The following is a 20,548-nucleotide window of genomic DNA, read 5'->3' on the forward strand; positions in this document are numbered from 1 at the left end:
ACATCGCTCTCGCCCTGCGCCAGCGCCCACATCAGATGCAGCCGCGCCGACGACGCGAGCAGCCCGAACACGGCAGCCGCCTCCGTCAGCACCTCCGCGGAGGGATCCTCCAAGCCACCGGCGTTCTCCGCCACAGTCCTCTCCCGTCCCGCCCACGCTCACAGCACCCGCACCCGCGCCGACCCAGTCTAGGGGCCGGGGCAGAGACCGCGGCGCTGCCAGGACGCCGTCGCCGGGCTCCGGTTGGAGCCGTGCCGCCACCGCGCTGCCGCATGGGGGGCGCCGGCTCCGCGTAGGACGATCGGCCGTGTCGCCATGATCGGTGCCGTCGTTGATCCCCGTGATTCGCCCTGCTCCGGCAAGCGTGGGAGACGACATGCAGACGAACCGCCCCTGGGACAAGGCCGTTGTCATCGGCGGCAGTTACGCAGGACTGGTGACCGCGCGAGTGCTGGCCGACTTCTTCACGGAAGTCGTCCTCGTCGAACGGGACGCGGTGGACGAGGACACCGGCGCCCATCAGGGCGCGCCGCAGGGCTATCACGCGCACGCCATGCTGGCCAGGGGCGGCGAGATCCTGGAACGGCTGTTTCCGGGACTGCGGGAGGAACTGCGGGAAGCCGGTGCGCCGGTGTTCGACTACGGGCAGGGCATCGACTTCCTGCTGCCGACCGGACTGGCACCCCGCGCCCGGACGGGAGTTCAGATCCAGACGTTCACCCGCGACGAGCTGGAGCGCCGACTGCGGCGCAAGGTACTCGCGCTCTCCCAGGTCACGCTGATGGCCGCCACACACTGCTCGGGCCTGACCCGCGACGCCGCCGGGCGGGTGACCGGCGTGACCTGCCGCCGGCAGGACGCGGAACCGGTCGACCTGGCCGCCGATCTGGTCGTCGACGCCTCCGGACGCTCCAGCTCCCTGGAGGACTGGCTGGGCGCAGCCGGTGTCACGGTCCCCCCGAAGCGGAGGGTGAAGGCGAAAATCACCTACACGTCGATGAACTTCGACCGGCCCGCGGAGGACCACCCGGGCCACCCGGACTTCTACGTCGCCTACCAGATGCTGTTCGCTCCCCACGTGCCCCGGGCCGGGGTCCTGCTGGCCGTGGAACGCAACCGGTGGACGTGCTCACTGCTGGGCTTCCAGGACCCGCCGCCCGCCGACGACACCGGCTACCTGCGCTTCGCCGAGAGCCTGGACAACCCGCACCTGGCCCAGCAGATCCAACACCGTACGGTCCAGGAGCCCACCCACCGCTACACCAACGTCGACAACCAGTGGCGGCCCTATCACGCCGTCAGGGACTGGCCGGACCGGCTCATCGCCGTCGGGGACGCGGTCTGCGTCTTCAACCCCGTCTACGGCCAAGGGCTGACCGTGGCCGCGATGGAAGCCGAACTGCTGCACCGGACACTGGCCCGCCGCCGCGCATCCGGTCAACAGCTCGACGGGATGGCCGGCGGCTACCAGAAGCGGGTGGGCCGGCTGCTGCTCGGCCCATGGACGCTCTCCACCAACTCGGACCTGATGTGGAACCCGGACCGCAAGCCCCTGGGGGCACGGTTCGCGCACTGGTACAACACGAGGCTCTTCCAGATCGCGGTGAAAGACGCGGCCGTCTGGTCCAGGTTCGTACGGGTGGTGAACATGGTCGCCTCCCCCGCAGTACTGTTCCACCCCGCCGTAGCCCTGAAGGTCCTGTCCTCCGCCCTGACCCCACGAGGCTGACCGGCGCGCCGGAGGTGAGCAGACCGGCCGCGTCCGTCTTGGCGACGGGCAGGGCCCGGGCCGGGTCCAGGGTCTCGCCGGTGAGCGGAGCGGTGCGTACGGCGGACTGGGTCTGGCACTTGGCCGGCCTCGGTGCGGTCAGCGCGCAGCCGGGCAGCCGGACCAGGTGCAGGCGGGCGGCGAAGTCACCGCCGCCGTACGGCGGACGGTCCGGACGGTCCGGGCGGCCCGGGCCGCCCAGCCGCGTCTCCACCCCGTGCTCCGCCCCATGAGTACGTTCCTCGCTGGCGCACAGCCGGGCGCCTAAGTTGACAACAATTGGTCAATAGCGGACCACGCAAGTCTCTTTGGCACCGTCTCACCGGACGGCGGAAGCGGCGGCCGGGATGTGGGCGGAGGTGATCGTCATCGGGGTGCCGGTGACGGCGATGAGGTAGCTGCCCGGCCCGTGGCCACCGGGCATCGCGCGGAAACCCCCCTCGGGTTCCACCCGGTACTCCGCGGAGGCGTGCGGGGCCAGCACGGCCGGACCCGAGGCGATCGTCCACCAGTTGGAGGCACCCTGGCCGGTTCGGCTCGCGAAGTGCGGCTCGAGTGCCGTACCGGTGGTGTTGACGGCCCGCACGTCGATGGTGGTGACACCGACACGTGAGCCGTGCTCGGCGAAGTGCGGCGCGAGGCTCATGCGCAGCGGCGGCGGGCTCGCGGCGGCGATCACGACACACGCGAGGGCGGGGACGAGCAGCCCGGCCGCGACGACGGCCCTGGCGTGGCGGCCGGTGAGGCGGGGCAGGCGTGGCTGCCATGCGGTGGCGAACGCGGAGGCCGGGACGGTGGCGGCGGCCGCCAGCCACAGCGGGGTCATCATCAGGAAGTAGCCGTCCTGGGAGCGCGTGGCCAGGTAGAACGCGAGCCACGGCAGGACGGTGAGAGCCGGGCCCAGCCGCCGGACGAACAGCAGTGTGGCCGCGAGCAGGCCGAGCAGGAGCAACTGGCTGCCGTAGGAGTAGTAGTCGAGGCGGCTGCTGCCGTGGGTGAAGTAGTAGGAGATACCCATCACGCCCTGGCCGTGCAGGATCGCCTTCTGCTCCAGCGGCAGCAGGATTCCGTTCAGCCAGGCCGGGAAGTCCTGGACGGCGAAGTACGCGTTGGCCGCGGACCAGGTGAGGGCGGCGGTGGCCGTGTAGCGGGCGGTGACCGCCAGGGCGCGCCGGGGGCCGAGTTCGCCGCGCCGGACGGCGTACAGGCCGATCAGGAGGAACGGGGCGAGGAACCAGGCGAGTTGCTGGGCGGCGCAGGCGGCGCCCAGACAGGCCGCCCGCAGGACGCCCCCGGCCCCGAGGTGGCCGCCCTCGCCCGTGCCTGGCCAGCGGACCACGACGGGGATGAGCAGGGCGAGGGCCGTGACGGCCGGGTAGCCGGCGTAGGCGTAGTGGGGCAGGAGGCCGAAGCCGAGGCAGACGGCCGTACCGGCGGACCGCCAGGGCGCCGGCAGCAGGAACCACAGCACGACCGAGGAGACCAGCAGCGCGACCGTGGGGACCAGGGTGGCGGCCACCGTCGAGTGGACGAGGCCATGCACCGATGCGGCGAGCAGGGCGGTCAGCGGCGGATAACCGTACGTGTAGTCGGCACCGCCGGACATGGTCTTGGTGATCCCGACGCCCGGTGTGTCGAAGAGCCAGGGCCACGGCTGGCCGTAGACCGGACGGCCGTGCAGGATCTGGGTCGCGGCCTGTGAGGTCAGCGCGGCTTCGTCCGTGCCCGCGTGGTCGAGCAGGTAGCCGCAGATCACCAGGGCGACGGCGGTGACCAGTACGGCCGCGTCGACCCGGATCAGCGCCCGGCGGCCGCGTACGAGAAGACCGAGAACGGCGCAGATCAGAATCGAGGCGTAGCAGACGGAGATGACGGCGGCGACCGGCGGACTCGACGCCATCGCGGTGGTCCAGGCGGCGCGCGTGCCGATGAACAGGCTGATCGTGGCCACCAGCGTCATGCCCCGGTGCCACTGCTGGGGCCCGGCGTCCGGTAGCCCGGGGGCCGAGTCCCGGGTCGGGGGCGTTGCCGCCGGGTATGTCGCGGCACGACGGCGGATCTCGACGCCCATTGCGCCACGATGGGTGTCAACCACGGACTGCCTCCTCTGCCTCGCCCCCGCCGGGCGGCCGCCCGAAAGCCGTCTACTCCATCGCGTAGAGGCAAGCCCGGAGGCTTCCTTCGTTCAGGGCGGGGACGAAAGGACGCCCCGTTTCGATCATCTACAGTTCACCTTGCGTCTACAAGGATGTAGTCGGTAAGCGGTTCGCGTGAAATCACCCACCGGGAAGGCACCCGTCTCTTACCGCCGCCCCGCAGGTGTTACCTCCCCTGCCGTACGTCAGGTCCCAGGTAGGCGCGGAGTGCGCCGACCCGTTCCTGGGGCCAGGTGCGTGCGTAGGCGGGCGGATGCCCTGTCGGCGGGACGAGGACGGCGAAGGGTGTGCGGTGGGCGGCGCGCTTCAGTTCGGCCACGGTGGTGCTGGCGTCGTGTCCCGTCGTCTGGGCGGAGCCGCAGCCGGTGTAGAAGGCGATGGGGGCGGCTTCGTAGCCGCTGAGCAGGCACGGTGCCCGCACACCGTGTGCGTGGAGGGCGGCGGCGGTGCGGGCCCAGCCGGCGCGGGAGGCGGCGGAGTGGTGCACGGTGTGCTCCAGGACGACGTACTGCACGGCCAGATGCCCTGCCAGGCCGACCGCCAGCAGGCCGGCGGCCAGGATGCGCCCGCCCCGGCGGGCCGGGGCGGTGACCAGGTGGACGAGGCCGTGGGCGACGGGAAGGGCGAGCAGGGCGTAGGCGGGCAGCAGGAAGCGGGGGGCCGCGTAGCCGATGAGGAACAGGTAGGGGACCGCGGCCGTTGCGGCGCAGGCCCCCGGGAGCAGGACGGGCAGTGCGCGCCGGGCACGGACGGCGACCACCGCGCCCAGGACGGCGAGGACCGGCAGCGCGAACCACCACAGGGTCACCGCCGGATGGGGGGCCGATCCGGTGCACGGCCGGCACAGGGTGCGGCCGCCGAGACTGCGCAGCTGGTCGAGCACGGCGAGGTGCCAGCCCAGGCCGCCCTGGACGGCGGAGGCCGCGGACAGGCGCTGCGCCAGGCCGCCGTAGCTCGTGTACGCCTCGATCACCCACTCGCCGGCCCCCGCCACCAGCCCCACGACCAGCACAGCGAGCAGACGGAGACGGAGACGGAGCGGGCGGCGCAGGGGGAGCAGGCTGAGCGCGAGCAGGGGCAGCGCGACGTAGACCGCGTCCATCGGGCGCATGCACGCCATCAGCGCCGCGCCCGCGCCCACACCCCACCAGGCCGCCCGGTCCCGGGCGTTCGCGCGGGCGCGCAGGAAGCAGCCGACGCAGGCCAGGGCACCGATGGCGACCCAGTAGTTGGGCATGGCCTGAAGACCGTAGAACAGCGTCACCCACAGGGAGGCGAACAGGCCGCCGGCCAGGGCCAGGACACCCGGACCGAAGTGGCCCCGCCAGACGCGCAGGGCGAGGTAGAGGGCCAGGCCGGAGAGAACGGCCAGGTAGACCCGGAGCAGGACGGTGGAGTCGGACCACGACGCGACCGGGGCGACCAGGAACGAGATGCCACGGGAACGGGGCGCGCTGAAGTAGGCGGCGGGAACATGCCCGCTGACCTGGCTGACATAGACGGTCTCGTCCCAGCCGAGACCCAGACCCGGCCGCACGAGGACCAGCTGGGCGAGCGTGAAGGCGACCGCGACCGCCCCGAGCCAGGGCTCGCCCCGCACCCGCCGGGACCGCACGGCCCGCACAGCCCGCACAGCCCGCACCGGGAGACCGGTGCGCGGAACACCGGTCGTCGTGGCGTTCGAGCCGTCGGCCATCTCGCACCTCTCCTCGTCACACGCCATGGGGCCAGCTCCTCCTACAGCTTGTAGGAGAACGTCCCACCCTACGGCTCACATGGTGAGAGGGAGACAAGAAGACGCCCGTTCCCGGATCACCCGGTGAGCAGGAGCAGTGGTGTGGGCTGTCCGGGCTGCCAGTCCGGGGGTACGGCGGCGAGGGCGTCGGCGAGGGCCGCGCCGTGCAGGAAGGCGGGGCGGTGGCCGCCGACCGGGTGGGCGGTGGCGCCGTCCCAGGTGACCGGGATCAGGCGGGTGCGGCCGGGGGCGGTGCGGATGTCGCCGGTCAGTGGAATGCGGGGCAGGGCGGGCAGGGTGCGTGCGGTGAGGCCGGCCAGGAGCGGGGCGAGCAGGGTGTGGGCGGCGACCAAGGCGGCGTACGGGTTGCCGGGCAGGCCCACGACCCAGTGGCCGCCGGGGAGTTGGGCCAGAAGCTGGGGGTGTCCGGGGCGGCAGGCGACGGCGTCGACCACCCAGCGGGCGTCCGCGTCGGCCAGCAGCGTCCGCAGCTGGTCGGTGGTGCCGACGGAGGTGGAGCCGGTCACCACGGTCACGTCCGCGTCGTAGGACGGCAGGGTGTGGACGGCGGTGGCCAGGGATCCGGCGGGCCGGTCCGGTACGTGGCGGACGTCGGCGGTCTCGCCGCCCACCGCCTGGACGAGGGGCGGGAGGAGCGGGCCGAGGGCGTCGCGCACCCGGCCGGGGGCGGGGCGGCCGGTGTGGGTGAGTTCGTCGCCGGTGACCAGGATGCGGACGCGGGGGCGGGGCCGTACGGGAAGGATGTCGTGACCGCAGGCCGCGGCCAGGCCGAGCAGGGCGGGGCCGATGCGGGTGCCGGCCGGCGCCAGGGGCGAACCGGCGGGAGCGTCCTCACCGGCGCGGCGGATGTGCTTGCCGTCGGCCGGGGACGGTCCCCGCACGAGCGTGCCGCAGCGGTCGGTCCGTTCCAGCGGAATCACCGCCCGCACCCCCGCGGGAACGGGTGCCCCCGTCGAGATCTCGACCGCCTCACCCGCGTCCAGCGGGCCGCCCCTCCAGGCACCGCCCGCGCGCAGCACGCCGCGCACCCGCCAGGGACCGGCCCCGGGGCCGACCGCGTAGCCGTCCATGGCGGCCGTGTCGAAGCCCGGCATCGGCTGCGGGGTGCGCAGTACGTCGGCCAGGGTCAGCCCCGCGGCCCGCACGAGGGGAACCTGCCGGGCGGGCAGCGGGGTCGCAGCCGCGTGAGCGCGTTCGCGGGCGACCGCCCACGGCAGGTCGCGGCAGGAGGCGGTGGGCGCGGCCGCGGTGGCGAGGACGGTCATGGCGACCACGCTGGCGTCGGTGTTTTACCGTCCACCGCACTCGGGGTTGCCGCTGTGGCACGGGCCGTTCACGTCCGTCCCGGCCGGGGTGTGAGGTTCAGGGGCTGACGATCAGCCGAGCCGCTCCGTGGAACTCCGGCTGGGTCCGCAGGTGCCCGTACCGTTCGTCCCAGGCTCCGGAGGCGAGGTCGGCGGCGAGCCGTTCGACCGCCCGCTCCTCGCCGCCGGGTTCGAGGAAGGTCCAGGCGGACTGGGCCCGGCGTACGGCGGGGTCGAGGAAGGACTCGGGGCGGGCGTAGTACGCCTCGGTGAAGCCGTCCACGCAGTCGATGGGGATCGGCACCGGACGCACCCGCGTGCCGGGGCCGAGCGCGCTGACGACGGTGTCGACGGCCGGGTAGCGGGCGGCCTCGGCGCCGCGGAGTCCGGGGGCGTAGTCCCTCAGCCACAGCCGGGCCAGCTCGTCGCCGTCGAAGGTCAGCACGACCACCGGGCCGCGGGCGACGCGCCGCATCTCGCGCAGGCCGGCCACGACGTCCGGCCACTGGTGCACGGTCACCATCGCCATGGCGGCGTCCACCGAGTCGTCGTCGAAGGGCAGGTGCTCGGCCACGCCGTCGATGGCGGGCGCCAGATGCGCGGGGCGCTGGGCCCGCATCGCCGCGGACGGCTCCACCGGCAGGACATGCCGGTCCAGGGGTTCGTAACTGCCCGCGCCCGCACCGACGTTGACGATGGTCCGGGCGTCACCGAGGGCCTCGTGGACCAGGGCGGCGATACGGGGGTCGGTGCGGCGGGTGCGGCTGTAGGCGGTGCCGACGGGACCGTAGTCCGTGTCGCCCATGACCTGGGACATGCGTTTCCTCTCGACATCGCTCGATGGCGGGCTCGTCGTTGCCGCTCGGCGCGGCCGGAGGGACAAAAGCAGCGGCAGGCGTCGGCCGTGAGCAGGCTTCCGTCCTTGTTCCTGCCTCCACGCAGTGGGGCCTGTTCCACGATCTGGATCACGGGCCACCGCCTCCCGCACGAACGTACCCGGACCCGAGCGGCGGACAAACGCACATACGAGAGCATGCGGCCTGCCAGGGCCGCGCCTGCAAGGTCATGGCCGCTTCGTCCTACGCTTATGCGGCCGGTCGGACGAGGAGGCGGAGTTCCGGTGGCCGCGACTCACCGTGACGCGACCGGCCAGGGCGTCACGGGCAGTCAACGCATACCCTGCACGGGAAAGCCGGCCGACACGACGAGATGAAGAGAGCGGGGTGCCGACCGTGCCCGATGAGCGTTCCCCCGGGCCCAAGGCCCCCGACCGCATGCCGCCCGGGCAGCGCTTCGTGCACGGCTGGCCCGTCTCCCACTACGGCCCCGTCCCCCGCTTCCGCCCCGAGCGCTGGAACCTGCGCGTCTTCGGCGCCACCGCCTCCGGCGAGACCCACGAGTGGGCCTTCGACGACCTGGCCGGCCTCCCCCGCACAGCTGTCGTCGCCGACCTGCACTGCGCGAGCGGCCCGACCTCCACCGGACACGAGTGGTACGGCATCCCCGGCACGGCCGTCCTGGACCTGGTCCCGCCCGCACCGGAGGTCACGCACATCATGGCCTGGGCCGAGTACGGCTACTCCGCCAACCTCCGCCTCGCCGACTTCACCTCACCCCGGACCCTGATGGCCACCCACCACAACGGCGAGCCCCTCACCGCCGAACACGGCTTCCCGCTCCGCCTGGTCGTCCCCCACCTCTTCGGCTACAAGGGCCCCAAGTGGCTGCGCGGCATCGAGTACATGACCGCCGACCGGCGCGGTTTCTGGGAGGAACGCGGTTACCACAACCTCGCCGACCCCTGGAAGGCACAGCGCTACTCCTATCAGGAAGAGGAGACCGACGGACCGCACGACCCGGGTTCCTGAGCGCGCCCAGCTGCGACTCCGGCTGCTGAAATCCGACACTCCGGCCCGTCTCTTCGACGAGGTCGAACGCGAGTCGGGGCGGCTCATGATCTGGCATCGTGCAATCTTTACCTAGCGCAAAGATGTTCTTTTCGTGCCCTCTGCGTACGACAAGGCAGCCATGCCGCCCGCACCAGGAGGCCCCATGCCCGTCTCGCGCAGCACGATCGGATCCCTCGCCGTCGGCGGGGCGCTCGTCGCCACACTCTCCGCCCTCGTCTACCCGAGCATGCTGGGCGTCCAGACCACCTCCGCGAATCCGTCCCGCGTCATCGCCAACACCCAGTGGGGGCCGCTCACCGAGGCGGACCGCAACTTCGTCGTCTTCGTACGATCCGCCGGGCTCTGGGAGAGTCCCTCAGGGCAGCTGGCCATGAAGAAGGGGACGACCGCGGCCGTACGCGAGGCCGGACGGCACCTGGTCGTCGGGCACGCCGCGCTCGATGCCAGCTGCCGGAAGATCGCGCCCATGCTGAACATCGCCATCCCCAACCAGCCCACGCCGCAGCAGCAGGGCTTCCTGGCGAACTTCCAGAACGACACGGGCAAGCAGTTCGACACCGACTTCGCCAACACCCTGCGCATCACCCATGGCTCGATCTTCAACACCATCGCCAAGATCCGCTCCACGACCGAGAACACGCTCGTGCGTGCGTTGGCCGACCAGGCCAACGACGTGGTCCTGGACCACATCACGCAGATGGAGAAGACGGGACTGGTCAACTTCGACCAGGTCAACTTCCAGGAGACCACTCCCCCGAAGCTCCCCGCCGCCCAGGTGACGCCACCGGTGCCGCAGCCGGGCGCACCCCAGGTCACGCTCACGGTGCCCTCCGGGGTGTCGACCGAGGGGGTGACGACGGGGCCGTCCGTCACCTCGGACGTCTCCTCCGCGGCGTCCCCCGCGCCCTCACCGACTGCGGGATGACCCGCATTCCCTTGCCTGGTGCGAGACGGGTGGGATCCGGGGCATCCCGGCGCGTTTCACACCTCGTGGACCAGCGCCTCGTCCACGACCCAGCCGAGCGGGTGCAGGTCCGGGGTGTCGGCGGCGGGGGTCGCCGGCGGCTCGCCTCCTGCCCTGTTGAAGACGCCGAGAGCCTCGATCAGCGCGAGCCGTTGCGCGGGGCCGAGCCGTGCGACGACCGCCGCGATCTCGGAACGGCGCCGGGCGGTGACGTTCTCCACGGTGCGGCGGCCCTCCTCGGTGAGTTGCAGCAGGGTCTCGCGGCGGTTGCCGGGGTTGGTCTGCCGGTCGGCGAGCCCGGCCGCGATGAGCCGGTCCACCATGCGCATCGCCGTGGATGGGGCCACCTGGAGCAGGTCGGCGAGCGTCACCAGCTTGGTGGCGCCCCGGGTGGCCAGTACGACCAGCATCCGGAACTGCGGGAGGGTGACCCGCTCCTCGACTTCGGCGAGTGAACGGGCGGAGACCGCGACCAGCAGGCGCGAGGCGGTCAGCACCGCAAGGGTGACCGCGTCGACGTCGTCCATGGCCCCCACGGGGTTCTCACGCTCCGGCATGCGTCCTTTCTACCGTGCCGAAGTCGGCGTCCTCGCACACGGGAACGGATTGCCGCGGTACCGCGGTCGTTCGCCAGCCCCGTCTTCAGCCCGCCGGGCCTGGGTCGGCGAGAGCGGACCGAACCACATTGCCTTCTAGGTGAACCTCTCCGTACCCCCGCCCGTAGCCAGTGCAGTGCCTGCGGCGATCCCGTGGGCCCACCGATCGTCGACGGACAGGAACGGATGGACTCGATGATGAGATCTAGGACCGCGACACGACCCCCGCTCGACCGTCCCACCCGCTCGCTCACCGTACGCGGGCGCGCCCTGGGCGTGGCGCTGGCCCTCGGCGCGTTGCTGGCGTCGGGAGCGACAATGACCCTTGCCGCTCCGGCGGTTGCCGCGCCGGGGGTCGTCAAGTGCCCGTCCACGGATTGCGTGCAGGTCGCGCCGGCGGCCGGCTCCCCGGTCGCCGTCGCCCCCGACAACGCCGGAGCGGTGTATCTGGCCTACTCGGGAGGCGATCTGCTCAAGCTCGACCTGGCCACCGGAGCGCTCGACACGGTCACCACCGGTCTGGGCAACCTCCGCGGGGTGGCCGTCGCCGGCGGCAGCGCGTACATCACCGGCTTCGACGGCACGCTTCAGCAGGTCAGCCTCGCCACGGGCAGCCGCCGTACCCTGGCCGCCGGCCTGCCCGCGCTCTTCGGCGTGGCCCGCTTCGGCACCACCACGTATGCCACCGACACCAACGGAGAGATCATCGCCGTCCCGGACGGCGGGACACCGCGCGTGGTCGCCACGGGGCTGGGCTTCTCCTACGGCCTCGCGTTCGACAAGGCGGGACTCGCCTACACCGCGGACATGGGACTCGGCCGGATTCTGCAGACGAACGTGGCCACCGGTACGACGCGGGTGCTGGCCGACGAGACCTACGAACCCACGTCGATCTCGGTGGGCGGCGACGGCCTGGTCTACTTCCAGGTCGGCAACGAGGTGAAGCGGGTGAACCCGGCCACCGGGGTGCAGTCCCATGTCACCGACATCGTCGGGGTCAACGCCTTCAGCTTCTCCCTGGCGGCGTCCGGGGACGCGTACACCGCCGGCAGCAGCGGCGACGGCTTGTGGCGGATCACCGGCCTGACGTCGCGATGAGGCGGTAGCCACCTCGCCCGGTGGTCCGTCCGGAACACCGGACCGGTGACCACCGAAGGGTGCCCGGCGGGTTCTCTCCCGGCCGGGCGCCCTGCTGTCGGCACAGCCGCTCCAGGAGGCCCACGTCTCTCAGACGTTGCGCCAGCGCGCGTTGGCCCAGGAGAAGACCCCGAAGGCCATGAGGCCGAGCGCTATCAGCGCCAGCAGCCACGGGCCCGCGGGGGTGTCGGCGAATGTACGCAGGGTGTTGTCCATGCCCTTGGCCTTGCCGGGCTCGTGCTGGACGGCCGCGGCGATGGCGAAGCAGCCCGCGGTGGCGAAGACGATGCCCCGGGCCGTGCCGCCGAACGTGCCGAAGAAGACCACGAAGCCACGCACCTTCTGGGACATCTCCGACATCCTGAGGTGCTTCTGGAACTTGCGCATCAGGGCCCGGACGGCGATCCACATACCGGCGGCGGTCACGGCGGCACCCGCGACGCCGACGATCCACTGCCCCCCGGGCCAGTCCAGCGCCTTCGCCGTGACGTCCTGGGAGTTCCGGTCGGAACTGCCGCTGCCGCTGCCCTTGTCCCCGGCCGCGTAGGAGAGCACGGAGTACGCGACGAATCCGTAGAAGCAGAAACGTCCCGCGGCCATGGCCCTCTTGCCCGGCTTCCCGCCGTCAGGACCCGCCCGTCCGAAGGCGGCCTCGGACAGCCGCCACAGGGCCATCCCGGCCAGGGCGATTCCGAGCAGCCACAGCAGTACGGTGCCGAAGGGCTTCCGGGCGATCTCGGCGACCGCGCCGCCCCGGTCGGCCTGCTCGCCCCCGCCGGAGAAGGCGATCCGCAGGGAGAGAACGCCGATCAGTGCGTAGATGACCCCGCGGGCGACGAAGCCCGCACGGGCCGCCGCCGCGACCGCTTTGCTGTTCGCCGCACGCCGAGCCCGAGCGCGTCCGGGTGCCGTTGCCGATCCAGTAGCCATGCCCTACCGGATGCCCCGGAAGGAAGAGGCCATCCGGGGCCGGCCCTCCGCCACCCGGCGGTCACAGCGCCACCGTCCGTCTGCCGGTCCGTCATCCGACCCGGTGAACCCGGGACCGCCGTCGGTCGGTCAGTCCGCGTTGGGGCGGGCCAGGCCGTGGTCGTAGGCGAAGATCACGGCCTGGACGCGGTCCCGGGCGCCGATCTTGGCGAGGACGCGGCCGACGTGGGTCTTGACGGTGGACTCGGTCACGACGAACCGGGCGGCGATCTCGCCGTTGCTCCAGCCCTTGCCGATGGCGACGAGGATCTCGCGCTCGCGTTCGGTGAGGGAGCCCAGTCGCGGGTCCTCGCCCCGGTCTCCGCGGTGCGCGGGGACGTAGCGGGTGAACTCGTCCAGGATGCGGCGGGTGAGGGCCGGCGCGATGACGGCGTCCCCGGCGGCGACGGCCCGGATGCCGGCGAGGAGTTCCTCGGCGTGCGCGTCCTTGAGGAGGAAGCCGCTGGCGCCGGCGCGCAGGGCGGCGTGGACGTACTCGTCGAGGTCGAAGGTGGTGAGGACCAGGACCCGGGAGCGCTCGCCCGCCGCGACGATCTGGCGGGTGGCCTCGATGCCGTCCATGCCGGGCATGCGGACGTCCATCAGGACGACGTCCGGGCGCAGTTCGGCGGCCTTGCGGACGGCCTCGGCACCGTGCGCGGCCTCGCCCACCACCTCGGTCTCCGGCACGGAGTCCAGCAGCATGCGGAAGCCGTAGCGCTGCAACGGCTGGTCGTCGACGATGAGTACGGTGGTCATCGGGCACCGCCCTGGGGGGCGAGGTCGAGGACGGCCTCGACGCGCCATCCTCCGCCGCGTGCCGGACCCGCGCTGACGGTGCCGCCGTACAGAGCCGCCCGTTCCCTCATGCCCACCAGTCCGTGTCCTTCCTCGTTCGGCACCGAGGCCGGTGCGGCCCGGCCCGTGTCCCGGACCCGGACGGTCAGCCGGTCGTCCTCGGCGAGGATCGCCAGGTCCACTCGGGTGTCGGGGTCGGGGGCGGCGTGTTTCAGGGTGTTGGTGAGGGCTTCCTGGACGATGCGGTACACGGTCAGCTGTACCCCGCCGTCCAGGGCGTCCACGTCACCGGAGGTGCGGTAGACGACCTCCAGTCCGGCGGCCCGCACCTTCGCGCACAGCGCGTCCAGGTCCGCGATGCCGGGCTGCGGGCTGAGTTCGGGTCCGGCCGCGGGGCCGTCCGCCGCCTCGCGCAGCACGCCGAGTACGCGCCGCAGCTCGCCCAGGGCCTGCCGGCCGGTGTCGCCGATGAGTCGCAGCGCCTCCTTGCCCCGTTCGGGGGCGGTGTCGGTGGCGTAGGCGCCGGCGTCGGCGAGCGTGATGATCACGGAGAGATTGTGGCCGACGATGTCGTGCATCTCGCGGGCGACGCGGGTGCGCTCGGTGGCCGTGGCCAGCCGGCTGCGCTGGTCGCGTTCGATCTCCAGCTGGGCGGCCCGCTCCCGCAGTCCGGCCAGCTGGGCCCGGCGGATCCGGACCATCAGGCCGAGCGCGAGGGCCGCCGTCGCCGTGCTGAGCAGGAAGAACAGCGCGTCCCAGACGGAGACGACCGGGGAGACGCGCACCGCCACCAGTGCCATGGCACCCGCCATGACCCCGCACGCCCACGGCAGCCGCCGCAGCCGCCCGTGCAGGGTCAGGCTGTACAGGGCGACGAAGAGCGCGACGTCCGCGCGCAGCGCCGCACCCAGGGCCCACTGGACGACGAAGACCGCGGCGATGACGCCGAAGGCCGTCCCGGGCCTGCGCCGCCGCCACAGCAGGGGCAGCACAAGGCCGACCTGGAGCGCCAGCATGCCCGCGACGGGGAGCTGGGTGAAGGCGAGCCGGAAGTGGCGCGCGCGGTCGCCGTCACCGTCGCCGTCCCCGTGGTGGAACAGGTCGGGCAGGCAGAACATCAGGAAGACCAGCACCACGACGGCGGCGTCCAGCACCCACGGATGCCTCCGGTCGGCCTGCCGCAACCGCTGGCCGACCCGGGAGAGCCGGGCGACCAGCGGTCCCGTCCCGCTGATGTCGTCGATGGTCACGGACGTCACCCTGCCATGGTGCGGCTGTCAGACGTCGCTGCGCACGAGCCGGTACGCCGCACCGGCCAGCGCCAGTGCCGTCCAGCAGAGGAAGACCAGCAGTCCGGCACCCGGCGACAGGGTCGTGGAGTCGTGGGTGAGGGCGAACATCGACTCGCCCGCGTTGGACGGCAGGTAGAGGCTGATGTTGTCCTGCCAGGAGCTGGGCAGCAGTGAGATCAGGCCCGGGACCAGCATGAGGGAGGCCACCAGTACCGATATCCCGCCGGCCACCGACCGCAGCAGCGCGCCCAGGGCGACGCCGATCACCCCGACCAGGCCGAGGTAGAGCCCGGCGCCCAGCAGGCTGCGCAGGACGCCCGCGTGCGAGAGGCCCATGGCCGCGGGGGTGCCGGACACGATCCCGCTGCCGAACAGGAAGGCGACGAACGCGCCCAGCGTTCCCACCACCAGCGCGACCAGCCCGAACACGGCCGCCTTGGACCACAGCACGGGCAGCCTGCGGGGCACCGCGGCGAGGGTCGAGCGGATCATGCCGGTCGAGTACTCCCCCGCCGTGACCAGCACGCCGAGCACGCCGAGGGCGAGTTGGGCGAAGTTCGTGCCGAAGAGGGAGAGGCTGACGGCCGTGGCGGTGGCGAAGTCGCGGTCGCGGCCCACGTGGCCCGAGTTGATCTCCGACTTGTAGTGGCTCGCGGCGATCAGGCCGAAGGCCACCAGGAAGAGCAGGCCGAGGCCCAGCGTGATCCAGGTCGAGCGCAGGGACCACAGCTTGGCCCACTCGGAGGAGAGCACGCGCCGGCCGGTCACCCGGTAGGCGGGGCGGGCGGGGTCGGTGGTCCTCGGCTCCTCCGCGGTCGCGGTGAGGGTGCTCATGCCGGCCTCCCGAGGGGCTCGCTACCGGTCGTGGTGCCGTGGTACTCCACGGCATCCCTGGTCAGGTCCATGAACGCTTCCTCCAGCGACACGCTCCGCGACGTCAGCTCGAACAGCGCGATGCCGTGCTCGGCCGCCTTCAGCCCGATCTCGCGGGCGCTCACGCCGGTCACCTGCAGTTCCTCGGAGCCGATCCGGCCGGTGATGTCGACGCCGGGCCCCGCCAGGACGTCCCGCAGCCGTGCCGGGTCCTGCGTCACCACCGTCACGGTGTCGCCGCCGGCCTCGCGGATCAGGTCCCCCACGGTGGTGTCGGCCAGCAGCCGGCCGCGCCCCACGATGATCAGGTGGTCCGCCACCAGGGCCATCTCGCTCATCAGGTGGGAGGACACGAACACGGTCCGGCCGTCTTCGGCGAGCGTCTTGAGCAGGTTGCGGATCCAGAGGACGCCCTCCGGGTCCAGGCCGTTGACCGGCTCGTCCAGCATCACCGTCTGCGGGTCGCCCAGCAGCGCCGCCGCGATGCCCAGCCGCTGCCCCATCCCGAGGGAGAAGGCACCGGCCCGCTTCTTCGCGACGCTGCCGAGGCCGGCCAGCTCGATGACCTCGTCGACCCGGCGGCGCGGAATGCCGTGGGTCAGCGCGAGGGCCCGCAGGTGGTTGTAGGCCGAGCGGCCCGGGTGGATCGACTTCGCCTCCAGCAGGGCGCCGACCTCCTGGAGCGGTGCCTGGTGGCGGGCGTAGTGCTGCCCGTTCACGGTGACGGAGCCGCTCGTCGGTGCGTCGAGTCCGACGATCATGCGCATGGTCGTGGACTTTCCGGCACCGTTGGGCCCGAGGAAGCCGGTCACCGTGCCCGGCTTCACGACGAAGTCCAGACCGTCGACGGCCGTCTTCTCGCCGTATCTCTTGGTCAACTGCCGTGCGTCGATCATGCGCGTGTCCCTCTGTCGGCCTCCGGCGTCCCTGGTGCGCGACGCCGTACGGCAACGCTAGGTGCCGGATCACCCCGATCCCGTGGTACCGGGAGGCTGACCTGCGCCGGGAGCGTGGTACCGCGGTACTACGCGGCCGCGGGAACGGGCGGGAGGCGGCGCGCGTGCGGCGCTTCCCGCCCGGTGGCGTAGCGGGCCGAAAGGGGCGGCCCGGCCGCGGCGGACGCTAGCTGCTGTAGCCGGTCACGTCGCCGATCCAGGTGATGAAGTCGCCCGGGTCCTCGTCGGCGCCGTGGGCGGCGTCCCAGTACAGGAGGGCGTTGACGTCGTCGCCGAGGTTCTCCAGGCTCAGGGCCAGGTTGCCGACGACCGTCAGCGCGGTGTCGGTGTCCTTGGTGCCGGTGCGGATCCACCAGTACTTGGCCCGGTCGTCGTTGGACTCGCCGATGAAGTACATCGGGTTCATCATCTCCAGCTTGCCGGGGATGTCGCTGTCCAGTGCCGTGCCGCCGGTGCCGCTGGTGTCGTTGGCCAGGCTGTAGTCGGTGAAGTGCCGGGCCTCGGTGGTGTCGAGGCCGAACTCGTTGTTCTCGCCGGCCGACAGGTCGAAGGCGTCGAAGGCCGGGGCGTCCTTGCCGCGGTGCCCGACGTGGTCGAGGTAGTCGGACCAGCTGAACGTGGCCGACGAACCGTCCCAGGTGATGAAGGTGTTGGAGGACAGGTAGGTGGTCCGGTCGTCGTCCGACAGGTCCGCCAGGTAGGTGGTGGCCGCCGGTTCGAGGTAGGTCGCCAGCAGGTAGTCGTCGAGGTTGTCCGTGGTGATGGTGCCGTAGTCGTCGGCCGTCAGGCCGAGTCCGGCCTGGTACGTCGTGAACAGGGCCTTCAGGTCCGCGGAGACGTCCTGGTCGACCTCCTCGCCGCTGCTGAGCGTGTTGGTGCCCCAGTTCCACTCGTAGGCGCCGTCGGCGTTCTCCAGGTCGGTGATGGGGCACCAGGCGCCGGTCGCGTAGACGATGTCGTCGGCGTCGGCCGCGCCGAGGTCGCTGAGGTGGTCGTCGTACAGCGAGCTGCCGCCTGAGGCGCCCAGCAGGGCCGACAGGGCCCCGCCTGCGCTGGTACCGGCCGTGACGATCTTGTCGGTGTCGCCCGGGATGGTGCCCGCGTTGTACCGCACGTACCGGATCGCGGCCTTGAGGTCGACGATCGCCGCCGGCGCGGTGCCGTAGTAGTCGCCGCTGGAGTCCACCAGGGTCCGGCCCCGTGCTCCCGGCTCCACCGCGACGTACCCGGCCGCGATCGCCAGCTTCGCCCGGCTGCTGCTCACCCCGGTCGCGGACGACACCGAGGACGGGAGGTATCCGCCGATCGAGTTGGAGACGAGGATCGGGGCGTCGGTGGCGTCCACGGCGGTGCCGTCGATCGACACCGGGACGCTCACGATCAGGCTCTGGTAGGTCTCGTCCACCGGGTCGGTGACGTAGGTGATGGCCGACCAGAAGTGGTACGTGACCTCCTTGTCGCCGTCGTCGGTGGAGATCGTGGTCGTGATCTCGGTGTACGCGTCGGGGTCGAAGGCCAGCGAGTCGGCCGCGGTCGCCCTGGACGACGCGGTGGCGGCGGACGCGGGCGCGGCGCCGGCCATTCCGAGGGCCGGTACGGCGACGGCGGCCGCGGCAATTCCCTTGATGAGGGCCCGGCGATTCATTTCGTGCGTCATTTCGTGTCTCCTTCGCGAAGCGCAGCAGTTCACGGGGCACTTGTCTCGTTCTCGGCAGCGAAGGTAATTCGTTGGCGACAATATCGTCAACAATTCCAGCGATTCCACGGTCAACCCATAGCGACCGCTTCACAGCCTGAGATTCCTGAAAAAACGATGGTCAAGAGTGCGTCACATCGTCCCGGCCGCTGAGCGGGCGGGCGCCTGCCGACGTACTGAAGGAGCAGCCAGACGCGACTTTGACGAAGGGCAACTCCTTGATTCCGCGACGCATCGGTCTGAGCCTCGCCGCGGGGCTCGCCTCCGCCGTTCTGCTGGGGGCGTGCAGCTCCTCGAACGGCACCGGTTCCACCGCCGCCGCCCCGGCCACCCCGGTCGCCCCGGCTTCCCCGACCGCGTCGGATCCGGCGGCCGCCACGACCGCCGCCGGCAGCAGTGCCGGGAGCGGGCAGCCGGCCACCACCGCCACCGTGCTGGCCAGGACGGCCCAGGGCCTGGGCAGCATCGTCACCGACGACAAGGGACTGACCCTCTACCGTTACGACAAGGACGAGCCGAATCCCTCCAAGTGGACGTGCTCCGGCGCGTGCACCAAGACCTGGCTGCCCGTGATCGTGCCGGAGTCCGTGCAGACCTCAGGGGTGGCGAAGAGCCTCCTCGGCACGGTCCACCGCAACGGCCAGACCCAGCTCACCCTCGCCGGCTGGCCGCTCTACCGGTACGTGGGCGACACGGCGGCCGGGCAGACGAACGGCCAGGGCAAGGACGGGGAGTGGTACGCCGTCACCCCCGCCGGGCAGAAGTCCACCGCGACGGGCTGACCCCCAGGGCACCGAGTGCGGCAATTGATTTCCAGGACCTGTTCCGTTTGAACGGAATTTCGAAGACCTTGGAGAAAAGCCACGCCCCGAGTATCGAAGCCGGCAGGCCCACGGTCAGTGTGAAACAGAACGTGGGCAGTCCCGGCGACACGAAATGCGGGGCGATTCGGCGAATCACGGCCAGGACGATCGGAAGATGGATCAGGTACAGGCTGTAGGAGAAACCGCCGAGGCCGTGGACGGGGCGTGCCGTCAGGAGGCGCACGAGGACGGCGGGTTTTCCGGTGGCGACGGCGGCGAGCAGCATCGCCATGGCGGGAGCGATGGCGAGATCGATCCAGAAGTAGTGGTTCACCGTCCAGACCGGACCCCGGACGACGCCGAGGGCCAGGACCGGCAGGGCGGCCAGGACCGCGAACCATCCCCACGGCAGGCGCCGCACCCGGTCCGAAGCGGCGACGACTCCCGCGCCTATGACACCTGCCGCGAACACCGGAGCGAGATGGGGAGCGAGCCAGTTGTCGCCCTCCACGGGGTTCGCGCCGGGCGCCGTCAGGCCAAGGGCGACCACCGGGAGTGTCACGCACGCGGCCAGGATCGCCGCGCCCCAGCGCCGGCGGACGAACAGGAGCAGGGGGAAGAGGAGATAGAGCTCGGCCTCCACGCCTATCGACCAGAACGCGCCGTTCGGCGTCGGGGCGGTGACCATGTCCTGGGCGACGAGGCCGTACACCAGAACCGTCGCGCCGGTGGGCGGCCCGAAGTGCGAGGCCGGCACCACGAACCACGAGACCACCAGGCTGAGGACCAGTGCCGCCCAGTACGGGGGAAGGATGCGCCAGGCACGCCGGCGCAGGAACTCGCCGATGCCGGAAGTCCGCCAGCCGTGCCGTGCCGGGGAGATCGCCAGGGAGAACCCGGAGAGCACCAGGAAGAAGACGACGGCGAGGCGCCCGAACATCAGCCCGCCCAGCCATGCGGGCGCCGAACTGCGGGGATAGCCCGGGAAGGTGTACAACCAGCAGTGGAACAGGACCACGTACAACGCCGCCAGGCCACGGAGACCGTCCAGACCCCGCACCTGCCGGCGGACCTGCGCCCCTTCGCCGTTCCCGTTCCCGCTCTCCCCCTGCCGCACGGGGACGGCCAGGTCGAGAGTGCCTCCGGCCGGGCGGCTCGCATCCACTGAAATCGTTCGGCCCTTCCTCCGGGCAGCACGACGCCGCCCACAGCGACAGGTACGTGACCCCCGGCCGGGCCGTTCAACAGGCGGGCCCGCATGATGCCGGGTCGCAGGGCTTGATGCGCCGGTACGTTTCACGGGTGGCAGCGGCCTGTCGGCGGTGGCTGTCGTCGCCGCCGTGCTCGTCTCCGGTACGAGTTCGACGGCTGCGAAGGCGTCGATGCGTACGCCGCCCGCGACCGGGGACGCCCTCCCGGCGGCGGGTCCGCCCGCCGTCGGCATTCCGGGTGTTACCGACGCCAGAATCGGAATGGTCTGGAGATTCGCCTTCCCGCTGTTCGTCAGCAACTCATCCTGGACAGCCTGGAGGGGGACAAGAACGTCCCGGGCACCCGGGACGTGACCACG

General features: G+C 71.9%; 17 protein-coding genes and 1 pseudogene. 5 read left to right on the forward strand and 13 right to left on the reverse strand.

The window, feature by feature from the left end; translation table 11 throughout:
- Window positions 1–134, reverse strand: a pseudogene (locus tag ACWGKQ_RS10845) (transcriptional regulator); the annotation flags it as partial.
- 242 nt (window positions 135–376) lie between these two features.
- Here ACWGKQ_RS10845 and ACWGKQ_RS10850 point away from each other — a divergent pair.
- Window positions 377–1,729 (forward strand): FAD-dependent oxidoreductase, encoded by a 1,353-nt coding sequence (locus ACWGKQ_RS10850; protein WP_453291557.1) that lies wholly within the window; start codon window positions 377–379, stop codon window positions 1,727–1,729.
- Between the two features lie 358 nt (window positions 1,730–2,087).
- Here ACWGKQ_RS10850 and ACWGKQ_RS10855 read toward each other — a convergent pair whose 3' ends face one another.
- From ACWGKQ_RS10855 to ACWGKQ_RS10870, 4 genes are all read right to left on the reverse strand, one after another.
- Window positions 2,088–3,839, reverse strand: a complete 1,752-nt coding sequence (locus ACWGKQ_RS10855) for a hypothetical protein (RefSeq protein WP_453291698.1) — start codon at window positions 3,837–3,839, stop codon at window positions 2,088–2,090.
- A gap of 251 nt (window positions 3,840–4,090) precedes the next feature.
- The gene (locus ACWGKQ_RS10860) at window positions 4,091–5,620 is read right to left on the reverse strand and encodes a hypothetical protein (protein ID WP_453291558.1); all 1,530 of its coding nucleotides are present in this window, start codon (window positions 5,618–5,620) and stop codon (window positions 4,091–4,093) included.
- A gap of 116 nt (window positions 5,621–5,736) precedes the next feature.
- The gene (locus tag ACWGKQ_RS10865) at window positions 5,737–6,945 is read right to left on the reverse strand and encodes a molybdopterin molybdotransferase MoeA (RefSeq protein WP_453291559.1); all 1,209 of its coding nucleotides are present in this window, start codon (window positions 6,943–6,945) and stop codon (window positions 5,737–5,739) included.
- Between the two features lie 97 nt (window positions 6,946–7,042).
- Window positions 7,043–7,801: a class I SAM-dependent methyltransferase gene (locus ACWGKQ_RS10870; protein WP_453291560.1), complete on the reverse strand. Its 759-nt coding sequence runs from the start codon at window positions 7,799–7,801 to the stop codon at window positions 7,043–7,045.
- A gap of 457 nt (window positions 7,802–8,258) precedes the next feature.
- On the opposite strand from ACWGKQ_RS10870, the gene ACWGKQ_RS10875 reads away from it, so the two are divergent.
- Together ACWGKQ_RS10875 and ACWGKQ_RS10880 are read left to right on the forward strand one after the other, a co-directional pair.
- Complete coding sequence (locus ACWGKQ_RS10875; protein ID WP_453291699.1) at window positions 8,259–8,852, forward strand: molybdopterin-dependent oxidoreductase; 594 nt, start codon at window positions 8,259–8,261, stop codon at window positions 8,850–8,852.
- 184 nt (window positions 8,853–9,036) lie between these two features.
- Window positions 9,037–9,819 (forward strand): DUF4142 domain-containing protein, encoded by a 783-nt coding sequence (locus ACWGKQ_RS10880; protein WP_453291561.1) that lies wholly within the window; start codon window positions 9,037–9,039, stop codon window positions 9,817–9,819.
- 56 nt (window positions 9,820–9,875) lie between these two features.
- Here ACWGKQ_RS10880 and ACWGKQ_RS10885 read toward each other — a convergent pair whose 3' ends face one another.
- Window positions 9,876–10,415: a MarR family winged helix-turn-helix transcriptional regulator gene (locus tag ACWGKQ_RS10885; RefSeq protein ID WP_453291562.1), complete on the reverse strand. Its 540-nt coding sequence runs from the start codon at window positions 10,413–10,415 to the stop codon at window positions 9,876–9,878.
- Window positions 10,416–10,640: 225 nt separating this feature from the next.
- Between ACWGKQ_RS10885 and ACWGKQ_RS10890 the strand changes: the two genes are divergently transcribed.
- Window positions 10,641–11,552 carry a hypothetical protein gene (locus ACWGKQ_RS10890; RefSeq protein WP_453291563.1) on the forward strand — a complete coding sequence of 304 codons (912 nt, stop codon included), beginning with the start codon at window positions 10,641–10,643 and terminating at the stop codon, window positions 11,550–11,552.
- 129 nt (window positions 11,553–11,681) lie between these two features.
- Here the strand turns inward: ACWGKQ_RS10890 and ACWGKQ_RS10895 are convergent, their stop codons facing one another.
- The 6 genes from ACWGKQ_RS10895 to ACWGKQ_RS10920 form a co-directional block, all read right to left on the reverse strand.
- Window positions 11,682–12,521, reverse strand: a complete 840-nt coding sequence (locus ACWGKQ_RS10895; RefSeq protein WP_453291564.1) for a DUF1206 domain-containing protein — start codon at window positions 12,519–12,521, stop codon at window positions 11,682–11,684.
- 129 nt (window positions 12,522–12,650) lie between these two features.
- Window positions 12,651–13,319 carry a response regulator gene (locus ACWGKQ_RS10900; protein ID WP_453291565.1) on the reverse strand — a complete coding sequence of 223 codons (669 nt, stop codon included), beginning with the start codon at window positions 13,317–13,319 and terminating at the stop codon, window positions 12,651–12,653.
- Window positions 13,316–14,617 (reverse strand): sensor histidine kinase, encoded by a 1,302-nt coding sequence (locus ACWGKQ_RS10905; RefSeq protein ID WP_453291566.1) that lies wholly within the window; start codon window positions 14,615–14,617, stop codon window positions 13,316–13,318. The genes ACWGKQ_RS10900 and ACWGKQ_RS10905 overlap by 4 nt, the downstream gene beginning before the upstream one ends.
- An 18-nt stretch (window positions 14,618–14,635) precedes the next feature.
- Window positions 14,636–15,484 carry an ABC transporter permease gene (locus ACWGKQ_RS10910; RefSeq protein ID WP_453291567.1) on the reverse strand — a complete coding sequence of 283 codons (849 nt, stop codon included), beginning with the start codon at window positions 15,482–15,484 and terminating at the stop codon, window positions 14,636–14,638.
- A complete protein-coding gene (locus tag ACWGKQ_RS10915; protein ID WP_453291568.1) occupies window positions 15,481–16,419 on the reverse strand; it encodes an ATP-binding cassette domain-containing protein in 939 nt (312 codons plus the stop codon). Before ACWGKQ_RS10915 ends, ACWGKQ_RS10910 begins: the two co-directional genes overlap by 4 nt.
- A gap of 226 nt (window positions 16,420–16,645) precedes the next feature.
- The gene (locus ACWGKQ_RS10920; protein WP_453291569.1) at window positions 16,646–18,136 is read right to left on the reverse strand and encodes a subtype B tannase; all 1,491 of its coding nucleotides are present in this window, start codon (window positions 18,134–18,136) and stop codon (window positions 16,646–16,648) included.
- A 257-nt stretch (window positions 18,137–18,393) separates the two neighbouring features.
- Here ACWGKQ_RS10920 and ACWGKQ_RS10925 point away from each other — a divergent pair, with 257 nt between their 5' ends.
- The gene (locus tag ACWGKQ_RS10925; RefSeq protein ID WP_453291570.1) at window positions 18,394–18,957 is read left to right on the forward strand and encodes a hypothetical protein; all 564 of its coding nucleotides are present in this window, start codon (window positions 18,394–18,396) and stop codon (window positions 18,955–18,957) included.
- Here ACWGKQ_RS10925 and ACWGKQ_RS10930 read toward each other — a convergent pair.
- The gene (locus ACWGKQ_RS10930) at window positions 18,920–20,143 is read right to left on the reverse strand and encodes an acyltransferase family protein (RefSeq protein WP_453291571.1); all 1,224 of its coding nucleotides are present in this window, start codon (window positions 20,141–20,143) and stop codon (window positions 18,920–18,922) included. The genes ACWGKQ_RS10925 and ACWGKQ_RS10930 overlap by 38 nt on opposite strands.
- Window positions 20,144–20,548: the final 405 nt, after the last annotated feature.

Source organism: Streptomyces sp. NPDC054770 (assembly GCF_053611985.1).